This window comes from Streptomyces omiyaensis, from assembly GCF_014650895.1.
GTDB classification, from domain to species: domain Bacteria; phylum Actinomycetota; class Actinomycetes; order Streptomycetales; family Streptomycetaceae; genus Streptomyces; species Streptomyces omiyaensis.
The window spans coordinates 496,848-513,848 of sequence record NZ_BMVV01000001.1; the positions used below are offsets into that span (position 1 = coordinate 496,848).

15 protein-coding genes are annotated in these 17,001 nt (G+C 72.7%); all 15 read left to right on the forward strand.

The genetic code is table 11. The annotated features are described in order from the left end of the window. Positions 1 to 2: 2 nt before the first annotated feature. Positions 3 to 1,853 (forward strand): AGE family epimerase/isomerase, encoded by a 1,851-nt coding sequence (locus tag IE287_RS02400; protein ID WP_189847151.1) that lies wholly within the window; start codon positions 3 to 5, stop codon positions 1,851 to 1,853. Continuing rightward, the gene (locus IE287_RS02405; RefSeq protein ID WP_189847152.1) at positions 1,850 to 2,191 is read left to right on the forward strand and encodes an STAS domain-containing protein; all 342 of its coding nucleotides are present in this window, start codon (positions 1,850 to 1,852) and stop codon (positions 2,189 to 2,191) included. The genes IE287_RS02400 and IE287_RS02405 overlap by 4 nt, the downstream gene beginning before the upstream one ends. Continuing rightward, on the forward strand, positions 2,188 to 4,332 hold the full coding sequence (glgX, locus tag IE287_RS02410) for a glycogen debranching protein GlgX (protein ID WP_189847153.1): 2,145 nt from the start codon (positions 2,188 to 2,190) through the stop codon (positions 4,330 to 4,332). The genes IE287_RS02405 and glgX overlap by 4 nt, the downstream gene beginning before the upstream one ends. Positions 4,333 to 4,374: 42 nt before the next feature. Next, entirely contained in the window at positions 4,375 to 4,686 is a 312-nt protein-coding gene (locus tag IE287_RS02415; RefSeq protein WP_189847154.1) for an STAS domain-containing protein, read from the forward strand. 10 nt (positions 4,687 to 4,696) lie between these two features. Beyond that, a complete protein-coding gene (locus IE287_RS02420; RefSeq protein ID WP_229883230.1) occupies positions 4,697 to 5,203 on the forward strand; it encodes an ATP-binding protein in 507 nt (168 codons plus the stop codon). 10 nt (positions 5,204 to 5,213) lie between these two features. Beyond that, positions 5,214 to 6,518: a PP2C family protein-serine/threonine phosphatase gene (locus tag IE287_RS02425; protein WP_189847155.1), complete on the forward strand. Its 1,305-nt coding sequence runs from the start codon at positions 5,214 to 5,216 to the stop codon at positions 6,516 to 6,518. Between the two features lie 15 nt (positions 6,519 to 6,533). Then, on the forward strand, positions 6,534 to 7,301 hold the full coding sequence (locus IE287_RS02430) for a MinD/ParA family ATP-binding protein (RefSeq protein WP_189847156.1): 768 nt from the start codon (positions 6,534 to 6,536) through the stop codon (positions 7,299 to 7,301). 62 nt (positions 7,302 to 7,363) lie between these two features. Continuing rightward, the gene (locus IE287_RS02435; RefSeq protein ID WP_189847157.1) at positions 7,364 to 9,403 is read left to right on the forward strand and encodes an alpha-1,4-glucan--maltose-1-phosphate maltosyltransferase; all 2,040 of its coding nucleotides are present in this window, start codon (positions 7,364 to 7,366) and stop codon (positions 9,401 to 9,403) included. After that, positions 9,400 to 11,655 carry a 1,4-alpha-glucan branching protein GlgB gene (gene glgB, locus IE287_RS38285; RefSeq protein WP_229883231.1) on the forward strand — a complete coding sequence of 752 codons (2,256 nt, stop codon included), beginning with the start codon at positions 9,400 to 9,402 and terminating at the stop codon, positions 11,653 to 11,655. The genes IE287_RS02435 and glgB overlap by 4 nt, the downstream gene beginning before the upstream one ends. A 34-nt stretch (positions 11,656 to 11,689) precedes the next feature. Further along, positions 11,690 to 12,175 (forward strand): cation:proton antiporter regulatory subunit, encoded by a 486-nt coding sequence (locus IE287_RS02445; RefSeq protein ID WP_189847159.1) that lies wholly within the window; start codon positions 11,690 to 11,692, stop codon positions 12,173 to 12,175. 4 nt (positions 12,176 to 12,179) lie between these two features. Further along, entirely contained in the window at positions 12,180 to 13,418 is a 1,239-nt protein-coding gene (locus IE287_RS02450; protein ID WP_189847160.1) for a cation:proton antiporter, read from the forward strand. Next, the gene (locus tag IE287_RS02455) at positions 13,415 to 13,837 is read left to right on the forward strand and encodes a CoA-binding protein (RefSeq protein WP_189847161.1); all 423 of its coding nucleotides are present in this window, start codon (positions 13,415 to 13,417) and stop codon (positions 13,835 to 13,837) included. Before IE287_RS02450 ends, IE287_RS02455 begins: the two co-directional genes overlap by 4 nt. Further along, on the forward strand, positions 13,837 to 14,601 hold the full coding sequence (locus IE287_RS02460) for an alpha/beta hydrolase family protein (protein WP_189847162.1): 765 nt from the start codon (positions 13,837 to 13,839) through the stop codon (positions 14,599 to 14,601). Before IE287_RS02455 ends, IE287_RS02460 begins: the two co-directional genes overlap by 1 nt. A gap of 188 nt (positions 14,602 to 14,789) precedes the next feature. Beyond that, the gene (locus IE287_RS02465; protein ID WP_189847163.1) at positions 14,790 to 16,211 is read left to right on the forward strand and encodes a DHA2 family efflux MFS transporter permease subunit; all 1,422 of its coding nucleotides are present in this window, start codon (positions 14,790 to 14,792) and stop codon (positions 16,209 to 16,211) included. A 105-nt stretch (positions 16,212 to 16,316) separates the two neighbouring features. Beyond that, positions 16,317 to 16,949, forward strand: a complete 633-nt coding sequence (locus IE287_RS02470; protein ID WP_189847164.1) for a mycothiol-dependent nitroreductase Rv2466c family protein — start codon at positions 16,317 to 16,319, stop codon at positions 16,947 to 16,949. The last annotated feature ends 52 nt before the right edge of the window (positions 16,950 to 17,001 follow it).

Genomic DNA, 17,001 nt, shown 5'->3' on the forward strand with positions numbered 1-17,001 from the left:
TCATGACGAGCAACGCGGCAACGGTGGACTTCACGTTCTCCGACACCATCGCGGGCCGGATCACCGGCTTCGACCGGGAGGCCCGGGTCCTCACCCTCGCCACCGCCGACGGCCGGAGCTTCGACGTCGCCCTGGACGGCGGCCCCAGCGCGGAGCTGCTGCACAACCTGGGCGAGCCCTACCAGGACGCCTCCGGCCACATCGACGCGCTGGCCGAGGAGGGCCGCTTCGTCCTCGCGTACGGCGTCTTCTACCCGCGCCCCGGCGGCGGGCTGCGCTTCGAGGCCAAGCGGCTGGTCTTCGTGGGCCGGCAGGCCGACGACTACCGCTTCGAGGAGGGCGGCTGGTGGATCCGGCAGATCGAGGAGATCGCCGCCTTCTACCGCAAGGCCCAGTTCGGCGACGGGCCGGTCGACTTCGCCGAGTACCGGACCGAGATCCGGCTCAGCGGCGAGAAGACCGCCGGCCACGTCCAGGAGACCGACACCATCTCCCGGCTGGTCTACGGCATGGCCTCGGCCTTCCTGCTCACCGGCGAGGACGAGTACCTGGAGATCGCCGAGCGCGGCACCGAGTACCTCCGCGAGCACATGCGCTTCGTCGACGGCGACGAGAACGTCGTCTACTGGTACCACGGCCTCAAGGTCGACGGGGACGTCGAGTCGAAGCTCTTCACCTCGGAGTTCTCCGACGACTACGACGCGCTGCCGGCCTACGAGCAGATCTACGCCCTGGCCGGTCCCGTGCAGACCTACCGGATCACCGGGGACCCGCGGATCAAGGCCGACGCGGACGCCACCCTGCGGCTCTTCGACCGCTTCTACCTGGACCCGGAGCACGGCGGCTACTTCTCGCACATCGACCCGATCCTGCTCAGCCCGGACCACGAGTCCCTCGGCCCCAACCGGGCGCGCAAGAACTGGAACTCGGTCGGCGACCACGCCCCGGCGTACCTGATCAACCTGTACCTGGCGACCGGCGAGAAGAGCTACGCCGACATGCTGGAGTACACCTTCGACACCATCGTCGAGCGCTTCCCCGACACCGCGCACAGCCCCTTCGTGCAGGAGCGGTTCCACCGGGACTGGTCGCACGACACCACGCACGGCTGGCAGCAGAACCGCGCCGTCGTCGGCCACAACCTCAAGATCGCCTGGAACCTGATGCGGATGCAGGCGCTCCGCCCCAAGGACGCCTACCTCGACACCGCCGTCTCCATCGCCGAGACCATGCCCGAGGCCGGCGCCGACCGGCAGCGCGGCGGCTGGTACGACGTCGTCGAGCGGGTCAAGGCCGACGGGGAGGACCGCTTCCGCTTCACCTGGCACGACCGCAAGGCGTGGTGGCAGCAGGAGCAGGCCATCCTCGCGTACCTCATCCTGCACGGCCACACCCGCCGCGAGGACTTCCGCACCGAGGCCCGGGACGCCCAGTCCTTCTACAACGCCTTCTTCCTCGACCACGACGAGGGCGCCGTCTACTTCAACGTCCTCGCCAGCGGCCTGCCGTACCTCCTGGGCGTCGAGCGCCACAAGGGCAGCCACTCGATGTCGATGTACCACTCGGCCGAGCTCTGCTACCTGGCCGCCGTCTACAACAACCTGCTGATCAACGGCAAGGCGATGGACTTCTGGTTCAAGCCCGACCCGGCCCTGGTCGACGACGGCCTCCTGCGCGTCGCCCCCGACCTGCTGCCCCCGGGCTCCGTCCGCATCGAGTCCGTCGAGATCGAGGGCGAGCCGCACACCGACTTCGACGCCGACGCCCTCGCCGTCCGGCTCCCCGAGACCTCGGGCCGCGTCAAGGTCAAGGTCCGCCTCGCGCCCGCGCCCCGGCCGGAGGTGACCGGATGACCGTCAGGATCACCGCCCGCGCCGAGGGCGCCGCGACCGTCGTCGCGCTCCAGGGCGAGATCAACTCCACCACCTCCGGGGGCCTCCAGGCCCAGCTCCTGCCGCACGTCGGCGAGGGCTGCAAGGTCCTCATCGACCTGACCGCCGTCTCCTACGTCTCCAGCGCCGGCCTGCGCACCCTGCTGATCGTGCACCGGCGCGCCCAGCAGGTCGCCGCCCGGGTCACCCTGGTCGGGCTCTCCGAGGAGGTCCACTTCGTGATGTCCGCGACCGGCTTCCTCGACTTCTTCGACATCGAAGAGGACCTCGACTCCGCACTGGAACGCGCGGGCCGATGAGCACCCCCGACACCCGCGAGCGCGTCGACGCGTTCCCCACCCGCCGGATCGGCGGCCACCGGGTCAGGGCCGGCCGGCCCTTCCCGTACGGCGCCCATCCGGTGCCGGGCGGGATCAACTTCTCGGTCTACTCCGACCGCGCCACCGCGATGAGCCTGGTGCTCTTCGAGCGCGGCGCGGCGATGCCCATGGCCGAACTGGAGTTCCCGCCCGAGTTCCGCATCGGCAGCGTGTACGCGATGACCGTCTTCGGCCTCGACCCGGAGAACATCGAGTACGGCTTCCGCGCCGAGGGCCCGTGGAACCCCGAGGAGGGCGACCGCTTCGACAGCCGCAAGGTCCTCGCCGACCCGTACGCCCGGCTCGTCTCGGGCCGCGACGTCTGGGGCGAGGAGCCGGACTGGGAGGACGTCTACCCCTACCGCTCGCAGGTCCCCGACGAGGACTTCGACTGGGGCGACGACACCCCGCTGGGCATCCCCACCGAGGACCTCGTCATCTACGAGACCCACGTCCGCGGCTTCACCCGGCACCCCTCCTCGGGGGTGTCGGCCCCCGGCACCTACGCGGGCCTGCGGGAGAAGATCCCGTACCTCAGGGAGCTCGGCGTCAACTGCGTCGAACTCCTCCCGGTCTTCGAGTTCGACGAGCTCGACAACCCCCGCACCGACCCGGTCACCGGCGAACGGCTCCACAACTACTGGGGCTACAACACCGTCTCCTTCTTCGCGCCCAAGGCCGGCTACGCCGCCACCGGACGCTTCGGCATGCAGGCCGACGAGTTCAAGTCGCTCGTGAAGGAGCTCCACAGGGCCGGCATCGAGGTCATGCTCGACGTGGTCTTCAACCACACCGCCGAGGGCAACGAGCAGGGCCCCACCATCTCGTTCCGCGGCCTCGACAACGCCACGTACTACATGCTCACCCCCCAGGGGGAGTACTACAACTTCAGCGGCACCGGGAACACCGTCAACTGCAACCACCCCGTCGTCCGCGACTTCGTCCTGTCGTGCCTGCGCTACTGGGTGTCCGAGTACCACATCGACGGCTTCCGCTTCGACCTCGCCGCCATCCTCGACCGGGCCCCCGACGGCACCCCCCTGCCCAACCCGCCGCTCCTGGAGCAGCTCGCCCACGACCCCGTCCTGCGGCACACCAAGCTCATCGCCGAGGCCTGGGACGCGGCCGGCCTCTACCAGGTCGGCAGCTTCCCCGACTACGGCCGCTGGTCGGAGTGGAACGGCAAGTACCGCGACACCGTCCGCCGCTTCATCAAGGGCGAGCCGGGCCTCGTCGGCGAACTCGCCACCCGGATGGCCGGCTCGCCCGACCTCTACCAGGGCCGGACCTCCTCCGCCTCGGTCAACTTCATCACCGCGCACGACGGCTTCACCCTCGCCGACCTCGTCTCCTACAACGAGAAGCACAACGAGGCCAACGGCGAGTCCAACCGCGACGGAGCCGACGACAACCACAGCTGGAACTGCGGCGAGGAGGGTCCCAGCGCCTCCGCCCACGTCCGCGAACTCCGGCTGCGCCAGATGAAGAACATGCTGGCCATCCTCCTCACCAGCCAGGGCGTCCCGATGATCCTGGCCGGCGACGAGGTCGGCCGCACCCAGCTCGGCAACAACAACACCTACTGCCAGGACAACGCCCTCTCCTGGTTCGACTGGGGACTCGTCGGGGCCAACGCCGAACTCCTCGCCTTCGCCCAGGGCCTCATCGCCTTCCGCCACGCCCACCCCGTGCTCCGCTCCACCGACCACCCGCTCGGCACGGACCGGGTCGGCAGCGGCTACCCCGACGTCAGCTGGCACGGCGTCATGGCCTGGTCCCCGGACTGGTCCGAGCACAGCAGGGTCCTCGGCATGATGCGCTGCGGCCGGCACGCCAAGGGCGGCACCGCCCCCGACGACCACGTGTACGTCGCGGTCAACGCCCACTGGGAGGCCCACGACCTGGAGCTGCCCGGACTCCCGGACGGACAGCGCTGGCACGTCTACGCCGACACCGGCGTGCCCCTCCCGCACGGCCTCCACCCCCTCGGCGCGGAACCCCCGCTGGAACACCCCGGCCGCTACCACCTCGGAGCCCACTCCGTGGTGATCCTCGTCGGCCGCCCCGCGGACCCCCGCTGACCCACCCGCCGCACCGACCGTCCCACGAGAGGAAGCCCCACCGTGTCCTTCGACGCCACCCTCAACCTGACCGGCGAGGTCGCCACCATCGAGCTCAAGGGCGAGCTCGACGCCTCCACGGCCCCCCGCTTCCACGACCTCATCGAGGACGCCGCCGGAGCCGGCGCGCTCCGCCTCGACATCCACGTCAGCAGGCTCTCGTACCTCTCCAGCGCCGGCCTGCGCTCCCTGGTCTTCGCCCGCCAGAAGATGGGCGACGAGGTGCGCATCAGCGTCGTCGGCGCCACCGAACCCGTGAGCCGGACCATCCGCCTCGCCGGCTTCGACCACAGCATCGACCTGATCGACGCCTGAGGAGGCGGCCATGGCGATCGACTTCAGCACCGCACCCGCGGGGCCCGTCGCACCCTGCGCACCGGGCCCCGGCGACCCCGCGGAGCCGGCCGGCCCGGTCCCCGCCGCCATCGGCGTCCCGGCCGAGCTGGGGGAGCTGGACCGGATCGCCCGGTTCACCCTCGACCTCGGGCGCCGGGCCGGGCTGCCGCCCGCCGAGCTGTACCGGCTCCGCCTCGCCGCCGACGAACTCGCCACCAACATCGTGATGCACGGCTACCGCGGAACACCCGGCTGCATCCTCGTCGACGGCGGCATCGAACCCGGCCGGGTCTGGATCCGCTTCACCGACGACGCCCCGGCCTTCGACCCGCGACAGGGCCTGCGCGCCCCCGAGCTCGACGTCCCCCTCGCCGACCGCAAGGTCGGCGGACTCGGCGTCTTCCTCGCCCTGACGGCCGTCGACACCTTCGACTACGCGCTGGTGGCGGGCCGCAACGTCTGCACCCTGGCCATCGCCCGGCACGACAACGGATAGACGAGACGACATGTCACAGACGCAGACGGAGACCCGGGCCGACACCCCGCCGGAGCCCCGGCAGACCCGGACCAAGGTGCTCCTGCTCGACGAACACCACCGCGTGCCGCCCGAGCTGATGAAGGCGCTGAACGGCCTGGACGCCGACGTCCGCGTCCGCACCCCGGCGGAACTCCTCGCCGCGGCGGCCGGCGCCTCCGGCGAGACCGAGGTCGTCCTCGCCTCCGCCCGGCTCTCGCCGAGCACCGTCAAGGCCGTCACCCGGCGGCTCGTCGAAGAGGGCCAGAACCCCACCGTGGTGGCCTTCGCCGAACATGAACTCCACCTGCTCGGCGGCCACATACGGGCCGGATCCGACTACCTGGTGCCGCCCTTCTACCCCGAACTGGTCCGTGCCCGGCTGCGCAACTGCCACGAGCGGGCCGCCTTCAGCCGCACCCTGGAGGACGTCACCGCTCACGCCGAACTCCTCAGCTACGAGCGCGAACTGGAGATCGGCCGGGAGATCCAGGGCGGCTTCCTCCCCGACACCCTGCCGCAGTTCGACGGCTGGGAGATCGACGTCCGCTTCCGCCCCGCCCGCACCGTCGCCGGCGACTTCTACGACGTCTTCGAGCTGGTCAACCGCCGCCGCCTCGCCCTCGTCGTCGCCGACGTCTGCGACAAGGGCGTCGGCGCCGCCCTCTTCATGGCCCTCATCCGCAGCCTGCTCCGGCACACCGCCGAACAGAGCGGCCTGCAGAACCTCATCGCCGCCGACCTGCTCGGCGAGGCGAGCGTCTGGGAGGAGCACAGCCGGGCCATCCCCGTCGTCGGCGCCACCCCGCTGCTCAACGCGGTCGTCGGCACCAACAACTACCTCACCCGCAACCACATCCGGCAGGGCTACTTCGCCACCATGTTCTTCGGCGTGCTCGACCCGGTGACCGGCAACCTCGTCTACATCAACGGCGGCCACAACCCGCCCGTCCTGGTCGGCTCCGACGGCTCCGACCCCGTCTTCCTGGAGCCCACCGGACCCGCCGTCGGCGTCATGCCCGACGTGACCTTCTCCCTCGGCTACGCCCAGATCAGCCCCGGGGACACCCTCTTCATCTACACCGACGGCGTCACCGAGGCCCGCGCCGAGTCCGGCGGCTTCTTCGGCGAGGAGGCCATGGTCGAACAGCTCACCGCCGCGGCCGGCCGCGGCGAGGAACTGCTCGACCACATGGACGGCGTCCTCGACGAGTTCGTCGGCGCCGCCGAGCAGTCCGACGACATCACGATGATGACCGTCCACTGGCGCGCGCCCGAGCCGGACCCCGCCACCTGAGGAGACCTGGAGACCATGTCGCAGATCATCACCGTGCACTCGTACCGAGGCGGCACGGGGAAGTCCAGCACCGCGGCCAACCTCGCGCTGCTCCTCGCCTCGGCGGGCCGCCGGGTCGCGCTGGTGGACACGGACATCCAGACGCCCGCCCTGGACGTGATGTTCGGCGACGTGGTCGGTTCGGTGCGCCGCTCGCTCAGCGACTACCTGATCGGCGGCTGCGAGATCGAGGACGCCGCCTACCCGGCCGAGGTCGAGGCCGGCCACGACGGCTTCTTCCTCGTCCCGGCCCGCAGCCGCGCCGCCGGCGCCGGCGAGATCATGGGCCGGGGCTACGACGTCGGACTGCTCCGCGAGGGCTTCGACCGGCTCATCGACTCCCTCGCCCTCGACGTCCTCATCCTCGACACCCACGCCGGCTTCAACAACGAGACGGTCACCGCGATGGCCAGCTCCGACGCGCTCGTCGTCGTCACCCGGGCCGACCGCCTCGACCTCGCGGGAGCCCGCGAGACCATGTCCCTCACCGGCAGGCTCGGCTGCGGACGCCTGAGCGTCGCCGTGAACATGGTGCCGGACGGGATGGACCGGGAGCGGCTGAGCTCCGTCGTCGAGGGCGCTTACGGCACCGGGATCACCGCGATCCTCCCGTACGCCCCCGAGATGGCCACGCTCGCCGGCGAGCGCCCCTTCAGCACGGCCTACCCGCACCACGCCCTGGTCACGGGATACCGCCGGATCATCTCCGACGTCCGCAACGGCACGACCGGGTTCCGCCGCTGACCGGCGACCGAGACCGCCCCACCCTTCCCAGCGACCGCACCTCGGTGCGAGGAGGCACCCACATGAGAGGCAAGCCCGACGCCCGGCGGTTCCCGCCGACGGTCGGCCGGATACCGATCGCCGACGTCCGTCCCCAGGTCGACGGCGGCCACCGGCCCGCCCGGGCCGTGCCCGGGGAGGTCTTCGACGTGTCGGCGACCGTCTTCCGCGAGGGCCACGACGCCGTCGCCGCCAACGTGGTCCTGACCGACCCCGACGGCCGCACCGGACCGTGGAGCCCGATGCGGCTGGTCGCCCCCGGCACCGACCGGTACACCGCCCGGGTCTCCGCGAGCCGGGAGGGCGACTGGACCTACCGGGTCGAGGCGTGGGCCGATCCGTACGCCACCTGGCGCCACACCGCCGAGATCAAGGTGCCGGCCGGCCTCGACGTCGAACTGGTGCTCGCAGAAGGGGTCCTGCTCCTCGACCGGGCCGCCCAGGAGCGGCCCGGCGCCGACGAGGACGGGGCCCGGGGCGTCCTCGCCGCCGCCCGCGACCGGCTCGCCGACCCGGCCCGCACCCCCGAGGACCGGCTCGCCGCCGCCCTCGCCCCCGCCGTCACCGCGGTCCTCGCCGCCCGGCCGCTGCGCGACCTCGTCACCCGCTCCGCGGAACTGCCGCTCCGCGTCGACCGCGAACGCGCCCTCTACGGCGCCTGGTACGAGTTCTTCCCCCGCTCCGAGGGCGCCGTCCCGGCCCTCGCCGACGCCGAGGGCGTCCTCGACCCGCCCCGCTCCGGCACCTTCCGCACCGCCGCCGAACGCCTCGACGCCGTCGCCGACATGGGCTTCGACGTCGTCTACCTGCCGCCGATCCACCCCATCGGCCGCACCCACCGCAAGGGCGCCGGCAACACCCTCACCGCCGGACCGCACGACCCCGGCTCCCCGTGGGCGATCGGCTCCGCCGACGGCGGCCACGACGCCGTCCACCCCGACCTCGGCACCCTCGACGACTTCGACCTCTTCGTCGCCCGGGCCCGCGAGCTCGGCCTGGAGGTCGCCCTCGACTTCGCCCTCCAGTGCTCGCCCGACCACCCCTGGGTGACCGAGCACCCCCAGTGGTTCCGGCACCGCGCCGACGGCTCCATCGCCTACGCCGAGAACCCGCCCAAGAAGTACCAGGACATCTACCCGATCGACTTCGACACCGACCCCGACGGCCTCTTCGAGGAGTGCCTGCGCGTCCTGCGGCACTGGATGGACCACGGCGTGCGGATCTTCCGGGTCGACAACCCGCACACCAAGCCCGTCGGCTTCTGGGAGCGGCTCCTGGAGGAGATCCACGCCACCGACCCCGACGTCCTCTTCCTCGCCGAGGCGTTCACCCGCCCCGCGATGATGCAGGGCCTCGCCCGGGTCGGCTTCCACCAGTCGTACACCTACTTCACCTGGCGCAACTCCAAGGACGAGGTCGAGTCCTACCTCTCCGAACTCGCCGGGCTCGACGGCGGGGAGAGCGCCGCCTACCTGCGGCCCAACCTCTTCGTGAACACCCCCGACATCCTCAACGCCTACCTCCAGTACGGCGGCCGGCCGGCCTTCGCCATCCGCGCCGTCCTCGCCGCCACCGCCGCCCCCACCTGGGGCGTGTACGCCGGCTTCGAGCTCTACGAGAACGTGCCCGCCGGCCCCGGCAGCGAGGAGTACCTGGACTCGGAGAAGTACCAGCTCCGCCCCCGCGACTGGAAGGCCGCCGAGGCCGCGGGCGACACCCTCGCCCCCCTCGTCAAGACCCTCAACACCCTGCGCCGGTCCCACCCCGCCCTGCACGAACTGCGCAACCTCCACTTCCACCGCACCGACAACGACGCCGTCGTCTGCTTCTCCAAGCGGGCCGGCGACGACTGGGTCCTCGTCGTGCTGAACCTCGACCCGCACAGCGCCCGGGAGGCCACCGTCCACCTCGACCTCCCGGCCCTCGGACTCGACCGCGCGGAGACCTTCGCCGCCCACGACGTCCTCTCCGGCGAGACCTACCCGTGGGGACGGGACAACTACGTGCGCCTGGACCCGCGCGACCGGGTGGCCCACGTCATCACGGACAGGAAGCACTCGTGACCACGGCCCCGCCCGTCCGCCGCCCCGCCCCGGCGCCCGCCGCCCCGGACCGCGCCGCGGCGGACCGCGCCGCGCCGGACCCCGCCGAGCTCCGGCGCCTCCTCGCCGGCACCGCGCGCGACCCGCACGCCCTGCTCGGGCCGCACCCGGGAGCCGGCGGCGGCACCGTCCTGCGGGTGCTGCGCCCGCTCGCCGACGGCGTCCGCGCGGTCACCCCCTCGGGCGCCCCGCTCGCCGAGCTGAGCCCGGCGGGCGGCGGCCTCTTCACCGGCCCCCTCCCCGGCCCCGGGGGAGCGGCCGGCGCGAGCGGCACCGGCGCCGTGCCGGAGTACCGCCTGCTCGTCCGCTACGGCGACGAGGAGGTCCTCCTCGACGACCCGTACCGCTTCCCGCCCGTCCCCGGCGAGCTCGACCTCCACCTCATCGCCGAGGGCCGGCACGAGCGCCTGTGGACCGTGCTCGGCGCCACCGTGCGCCGCCACCGCTCCGTCGCCGGAACCTCCTTCGCGGTCTGGGCGCCGCACGCCCGCGCCGTCCGGCTGGTCGGCGACCTCAACCACTGGAACGGCGCCGGCCACCCGCTGCGCGCGCTCGGCACCACCGGCGTCTGGGAGCTGTTCGTGCCCGGCGTCGGCGCCGGCTGCCGCTACAAGTACGAGATCCTCCGGCCCGACGGCACCTGGGCCCAGCAGGCCGACCCCCTCGCCACCGCCGCCGAGTCCGCCCCCGGCACCGCCTCCGTCGTGCACGCCTCCGCCCACCGGTGGCGGGACGCCGACTGGATGGCCGCCCGCGCCCGGCGCGGCGCGGAACCCGAACCGATGAGCGTCTACGAGGTCCACCTCGGCTCCTGGCGCCCCGGCCTCGGCTACCGCGAGATCGCCGGTGAACTCCCCGCCTACGCCAAGGCGATGGGCTTCACCCACGTCGAGTTCATGCCGGTCGCCGAACACCCCTTCGGCGGCTCCTGGGGCTACCAGGTGACCTCCTACTACGCGCCGGCGGCCTCGCTCGGCGGCCCCGACGACTTCCGGTACCTCGTCGACGCCCTGCACGCGGCCGGCATCGGCGTCATCCTCGACTGGGTCCCCGCCCACTTCCCCCGCGACTCCTGGGCCCTCGCCCGCTTCGACGGCGCCCCGCTCTACGAGCACCCCGACCCGCGCCGCGGCGAGCACCCCGACTGGGGGACCCTCGTCTTCGACTACGGGCGCCCCGAGGTCCGCAACTTCCTCGTCGCCAACGCCGTCTACTGGTGCGAGGAGTTCCACGTCGACGGACTCCGCGTCGACGCCGTCTCCTCCATGCTCTACCTCGACTACTCGCGCCGCGACGGGGAGTGGCTGCCCAACGCCCACGGCGGACGCGAGCACCTGGAGGCCGTCGAGTTCCTCCAGGAGACCAACGCCACCGTGCGGCGCCGCTGCCCCGGCGTCGTCACGATCGCCGAGGAGTCCACCGCCTGGGAGGGCGTCACCCGGCCCACCGACACCGGCGGCCTCGGCTTCGACCTCAAGTGGAACATGGGCTGGATGCACGACTCGCTGTCGTACATGACGAAGGACCCGGTCCACCGCCGCCACCACCACCGGGCCCTGACCTTCCCCTCCGTCTACGCCCACGCCGAGCACCACATGCTCGCCATCAGCCACGACGAGGTCGTGCACGGCAAGGGCTCGCTGTTCGCCAAGATGCCCGGCGACCCCTGGCGCCGCTTCGCCGACCTGCGCGGCTACCTCGCCCTCATGTGGTCCTTCCCCGGCAAGCAACTCCTCTTCATGGGACAGGAGTTCGCCCAGGACACCGAGTGGTCGCACGAGCGCGGACCGGACTGGCGGCTGCTCGGCCGAGCCCCCCACGCCGGGGTCCGCGACCTGGTCCGCGACCTCAACCGGATCTCCCGCGACACCCCCGCCCTCTGGCGCGGCGACGCCGACCCGGAGGGCTTCCGCTGGATCGACGCCGACGCCGCCGAGGACAACGTCCTCTCCTTCACCCGCCACGACGCCGACGGCACCCCGCTCGTCTGCGTTCACAACTTCCGGCCCGAGCCCCGCCCCGGATACCGGGTCGGCCTGCCCGCGCCGGGCCGCTGGACCGAGGTGCTCAACACCGACGCCGCCGCCTACGGAGGCAGCGGCACCGGCAACCCGCACCCGGTCGAGGCCCAGGCCGTGCCCTGGCAGGGCCTCGGCCACAGCGCGGAACTCGTCCTGCCACCGCTCGGGGCCGTCTGGCTCCGCCGCGCCTGACCGCACCACCGAACCCCAGGAGAAGGGGGGCACCGTGCCCGCTCCGCGATTGAGGACCACCCCGCTGCCCGGCGTCGGCGTGCAGTACGAGCTCACCACCCGCCGCCACGACACCCTGTCGGTCATCGCCCACCGCGACGGCACCCGCACGCTCAACGTCCACCACGACGACGACCCCGACTCCGCCGGCCTCTCGATGAAGCTCACGCCCAGCGAGGCGATGGCGCTCACCGACGCCCTCGTCCCCGACCACAACAGCCCCAACCTGCTGCACACCAGCGACTTCGGGCTGATCGCCGAGCGCGTCACCATCGTCGGCACCTCCTACTGGAACGGCCGCACCCTCGGCGACACCCGGATGCGGACCCGCACCGGCGCCTCGATCGTCGCCGTCATGCGCCGCTCGCACGCCGTCCCCTCGCCCGGCCCCGACTTCCGGCTGCGCGGCGGCGACACGATCATCGTGATCGGCACCCGGGAGGGCGTCGACGGCGCCCACGACATCCTCGATCGGGCGTGATCCCGTGCACTCCGCCGTCTTCCTCATCGAGTTCGGGGCCGTGGTCCTCGCCCTCGGCCTCCTCGGGCGCTTCGCCGTCCGCATGAAGTTCTCCCCGATCCCGCTCTACCTGCTCGCCGGCCTGGCCTTCGGCGCCGGCGGCGTCGTCCCGCTCGGCGGCAGCGAGGAGTTCATCGAGGTCGGCGCGGAGATCGGCGTCGTCCTGCTGCTGCTCATGCTCGGCCTGGAGTACACCGCCGGCGACCTCGTCGGCCACCTGCGCACCCACGCCCCGGCCGGCGTCGTCGACTTCCTGCTCAACGCCATCCCCGGCGCCCTGGCCGCCCTGCTGCTCGGCTGGGGCCCGGTGGCCGCCGTCGTCCTCGCCGGCGTCACCTGGGTCTCCTCCTCCGGCGTCATCGCCAAGGTCCTCGGCGACCTCGGCCGGCTCGGCAACCGCGAGACCCCCGCCATCCTCAGCGTCCTCGTCCTGGAGGACCTGGCGATGGCCGTCTACCTGCCCATCCTCACCGCGATCCTGGCGGGCGCGGGCTGGGCCGCCGGCGGGCTCACCCTCGCCATCGCGCTGGCCGCCGTCGGCACCGTCCTCCTCGTCGCCGTCCGCTACGGGCGGGTCATCTCCCGCTTCATCTCCAGCGACGACCCCGAGAAGCTGCTCCTGGTGGTCCTCGGCCTCACCCTGCTCGTCGCCGGCTTCGCCCAGCAGCTCCAGGTCTCCGCGGCCGTCGGCGCCTTCCTCGTCGGCATCGCGCTCTCCGGCGAGGTCGCCGAGAACACCCACCACCTGCTGATGCCGCTGCGCGACCTCTTCGCCGCCGTCTTCTTCGTCTTCTTCGGCCTCAGCACCGACCCCACCACCATCCCGCCGGTCCTGCTGCCCGCCCTCGGCCTGGTGGTCGTCACCACCTTCACCAAGATCGCCACCGGCTACTGGGCGGCCCGCCGCGCCGGCATCGGGGTGCGCGGCCGCTGGCGCGCGGGCGGCGCCCTGGTGGCCCGCGGCGAGTTCTCCATCGTCATCGCCGGCCTCGCGGTCTCCTCCGGCGTCGAACCCGCCCTCGGCCCGCTGGCCACCGCCTACGTCCTGCTCCTCGTCATCCTCGGCCCGCTGACGGCCCGCTTCACCGAGCCGCTGGCCCGGCGGCTGACCGGCGGCCCCGAGGAGCCGCCGAAGCCCCGGCGGCGCCCCGCCGAGGAGCCCGATCCCGAACTCCCGCACGAGAAAGGCGAACTCTACGCATGAGCGAGCGACACTGGGACGACTACGTCCGCATCATCACCGGGGCCCGCACCATCGCGGTCGTCGGCGCCTCCGACGTCCCGGGCAAGCCGGCCCACGAGATCCCGGCCTACCTCCAGGCCAAGGGGTTCCGGATCATCCCGGTCAACCCGCACGGGGGCAGCATCCTCGGCGTGCCGGCCGTCCCCTCCCTCCGCGACGTCGAGGACCGGGTCGACGTCGTCAACGTCTTCCGGCCGGCGCCCGAGACGCCGGAGATCGCCCGGCAGGCCGCCGCCATCGGGGCCGGCACCCTCTGGCTCCAGCTCGGCATCGTCTCCGACGAGGCCGCCCGGGTCGCCCGCGCCGCCGGCATGGGCGTCGTCATGAACCGCTGCCTCGGCGCCGTCCACGCGGAACTGGAGCTGGCCGGGGAATACTGATGGACGCGTCGACGCGTCCCGTCCGATTTCCGGGCGCGAGCGGACGGCTGCTCGCCGCGAAAACGGATCTTCCGGCGGGCACGCCCCGCGCATTCGCGATCTTCGCCCACTGTTTCACCTGTTCCAAGGATTTCTTCACGGCCGCCCGCGTATCGCGCCGGCTGGCCGATCGCGGAATCGGCGTGCTCCGGCTCGATTTCACCGGACTCGGCGCCTCCGAGGGCGACCGGCCGTACGGCGCCTTCGACGACTCGGTCGCCGACGTGCTCTCCGCCGCGGAGTACCTGCGCGAGCGGTACGAGGCGCCCGCCCTGCTCGTCGGGCACTCCTTCGGCGGGGCGACCGTGCTCGCCGCGGCCGGCCTGCTCCCCGAGGTCCGGGCGGTCGCGACGATCGCGGCACCCAGCACTCCCGCGCAGGTCAGAGACCTCTTCGGGGCGGCGGCGGAGCAGATCGAGCGGGACGGCGAGGGGACGGTGGAGCTGGCCGGCCGCCGCTTCGTCTTCGGCCGGGAGTTCCTCGCGTCGATCGCCGGGCAGCCCTCGCGGCACCGGGTGGCCGAGCTCGGCGCCGCCCTGCTCGTGCTGCACGCGCCGGGGGACACCCTGGTCGACGTCTCGCACGCGGCGGCGATCTTCCGGGCCGCCCGGCACCCGAAGTCGTACGTCTCCCTCGACACCGCCGACCACTATCTGAGCGATGTCGGCGACGCCCATTACGCGGCCGATCTCATCGCGGTCTGGGCAGAGCATTACCTGTCGTGACCGGACTTCATATTGTCGCGGCGGATTCTTCGCGGCCCCCGGGAAACGGCCAGTACGTTCGCATCCCGTCGCGACCGGGCGGACCGCACACCACCGCCCGTCTCCCGTCCCGCTCTCCGTCCTCTTCCTCATTGGGGGTTTCTCACATGTCCGCACCAGCGGTCACTGAGACCAAGGATCTCAGCCCAGTGGTTCAGCGCCCTGGCGCGGCACTGGCCCTGCTCGTCGCCGTCCAGTTCATGCTCGTCCTGGACTCCACCATCGTGGCCGTGGCGATGCCGTCGCTCGGCGCCGAACTCGGCTTCTCCCAGGGCGACCTGTCCTGGGTCACCAACGCCTACCTGCTGCTCTTCGGCGGCTTCCTGATGCTCGGCGGCCGTCTCGCCGACCTCGTCGGCCGGCGCAAGCTCTTCGTCGCCAGCCTCGTGCTCTTCGCGGCCGCCTCGCTCCTCGGCGCCCTCGCCGGCACGCCCGCCGTCATGATCGCGGCCCGCGCCCTCCAGGGCCTCGCCTCCGCGTTCGCCGCCCCGGCCGCGCTCTCCCTCCTCATGACGATCTTCCCGAACGGGACGCCCGAGGAGCAGAAGCAGCGCAACAAGGTCATGGGCATCTACGGCGCCGTCTCCGGCGCCGGCGGCGCCGCCGGCATGATCCTCGGCGGCCTGCTCACCGACTGGTTCGGCTGGGCCTCGGTCTTCTACGTCAACGTGCCGATCGCCCTCGTCGCCGTCGTCCTGGCCGCCAAGCTGCTGCCCGCCGACCGCGACAACGCCGGCCTCTCCGGCGGCTTCGACCTGGTCGGCGCCGTCCTCAGCACCGGCGGCCTCGCCCTCCTCGTCTACGTCCTCGTCGAGGCGGAGAAGTACGGCTGGACCTCCGGCCGCACCCTCGGCCTCGGCGCCCTCGCCCTCGGCCTCCTCGGCCTCTTCCTGGTCGTCGAGGCGAAGAGCCGCCAGCCGCTGGTCCCGCTCGGCATCTTCCGCAAGAAGACCCTGCGCGGCGCCAACCTGGTCGGCGGCCTGACCCCGATGGCCGTCATCCCCGCCATCTTCTTCCTCACCCTCTACACCCAGATGGTCCGCGGCTTCTCGCCGCTGGAGTCGGGCCTCGCGCTCGTCCCGCTGGCCCTCTGCGTCGTCATCGCCGCCACCAACATCGGCCACGTCCTGCCCCGCCTCGGCCTGCGCTGGACCGCCGCCCTCGGCACCCTCCTGGTCGCCGCGGGCACCCTGTGGGCCGCCCAGATCGACCAGGGCGCCTTCTTCGTCGAGCAGTTCGGCCCCGAGATCCTCACCGGCCTCGGCGGCGGCACCGTCTGGGTGTGCGCCACCGTCGCCGCGACCGCCGAGGCGTCCGAGGAGGAGGCCGGCCTCGCCTCCGGCCTCTTCAACACGGCCAACCAGGTCGGCGCCGCCCTCGGCCTCGCCATCCTGGTCACCGTCGCCGGCTCGACCACCAGCAACGCCATCGCCGACGGCACCGCCGTCCCGGCCGCGCTGACCGAGGGCTACCAGACCGCGCTGATCGGCTCCGCCTGCTTCGCGGTCCTCGCCACCCTCGCCGCCCTGGCGCTCCTCCCGGGCCGCACGCCCACCTCGTCCGAGTCCTGACCCGACCCGGTACGAGCCCCGAAGCCGGTCACCGCGGAGATCCCACCCCTTCCGGATCCCCGCGGTGACCGCTTCGGCGGTTCGCCCCGCCCACCGAAGGAACCCATGAACACCACCGCAGCACACCACGCGGACTTCTGGTTCGACCCGGTCTGCCCCTGGTCCTGGATGACCTCGCGCTGGATGCACGAGGTCGAGGGCGTCCGTCCGGTCACCACCCGCTGGCACGTGATGAGCCTCGCCATCCTCCAGGACAACCCCCGGCTGCCCCGCGCCTACCGCGAGATGCTGCGCGACGCCCGCGGCCCCGGCCGGGTCTGCGTCGCCGCCGCGCAGGAGCACGGCGACGAGGTCGTCGGCCCCCTCTACACCGCCCTCGGCACCCGCTTCCACAATCGGGGCCTCCCGCACACCCGCGCCGTCGTCGAGGACGCCCTGCGCGAGACCGGACTCCCCGCCGGCCTCGCCGACCACCTCACCTCCCAGGTCTACGAAGGCGCCCTGCACGACTCCCACAAGGCCGCCGTCGCCCTCGTCGGCGACGACGTCGGCACCCCCGTCATCGCCCTCGACGGCCCGTCCGTCCCCGACCGCACCGCCTTCTTCGGCCCGGTCGTCAGCCCCACCCCGCACGGCGAGGCCGCCGGCCGGCTCTGGGACGGCGTCGTCCTCGTCGCCTCCACCCCCGGATTCAGCGAGCTCAAGCGCACCCGCACCCGGGGCCCCGACTTCCGCTGACCCACCCCCCGATCCCGCCGCCCGGCGCGGCGAGGACGACGGCACGCCGGTA

Coding starts and splice junctions, on each gene's coding strand:
- IE287_RS02400 (WP_189847151.1), top strand. CDS start 3: ATGACGAGCAACGCGGCAACGGTGGACTTCACGTTCTCCGACACCATC.
- IE287_RS02405 (WP_189847152.1), top strand. CDS start 1,850: ATGACCGTCAGGATCACCGCCCGCGCCGAGGGCGCCGCGACCGTCGTC.
- glgX (WP_189847153.1), top strand. CDS start 2,188: ATGAGCACCCCCGACACCCGCGAGCGCGTCGACGCGTTCCCCACCCGC.
- IE287_RS02420 (WP_229883230.1), top strand. CDS start 4,697: ATGGCGATCGACTTCAGCACCGCACCCGCGGGGCCCGTCGCACCCTGC.
- IE287_RS02425 (WP_189847155.1), top strand. CDS start 5,214: ATGTCACAGACGCAGACGGAGACCCGGGCCGACACCCCGCCGGAGCCC.
- IE287_RS02430 (WP_189847156.1), top strand. CDS start 6,534: ATGTCGCAGATCATCACCGTGCACTCGTACCGAGGCGGCACGGGGAAG.
- IE287_RS02435 (WP_189847157.1), top strand. CDS start 7,364: ATGAGAGGCAAGCCCGACGCCCGGCGGTTCCCGCCGACGGTCGGCCGG.
- IE287_RS02455 (WP_189847161.1), top strand. CDS start 13,415: ATGAGCGAGCGACACTGGGACGACTACGTCCGCATCATCACCGGGGCC.
- IE287_RS02460 (WP_189847162.1), top strand. CDS start 13,837: ATGGACGCGTCGACGCGTCCCGTCCGATTTCCGGGCGCGAGCGGACGG.
- IE287_RS02470 (WP_189847164.1), top strand. CDS start 16,317: ATGAACACCACCGCAGCACACCACGCGGACTTCTGGTTCGACCCGGTC.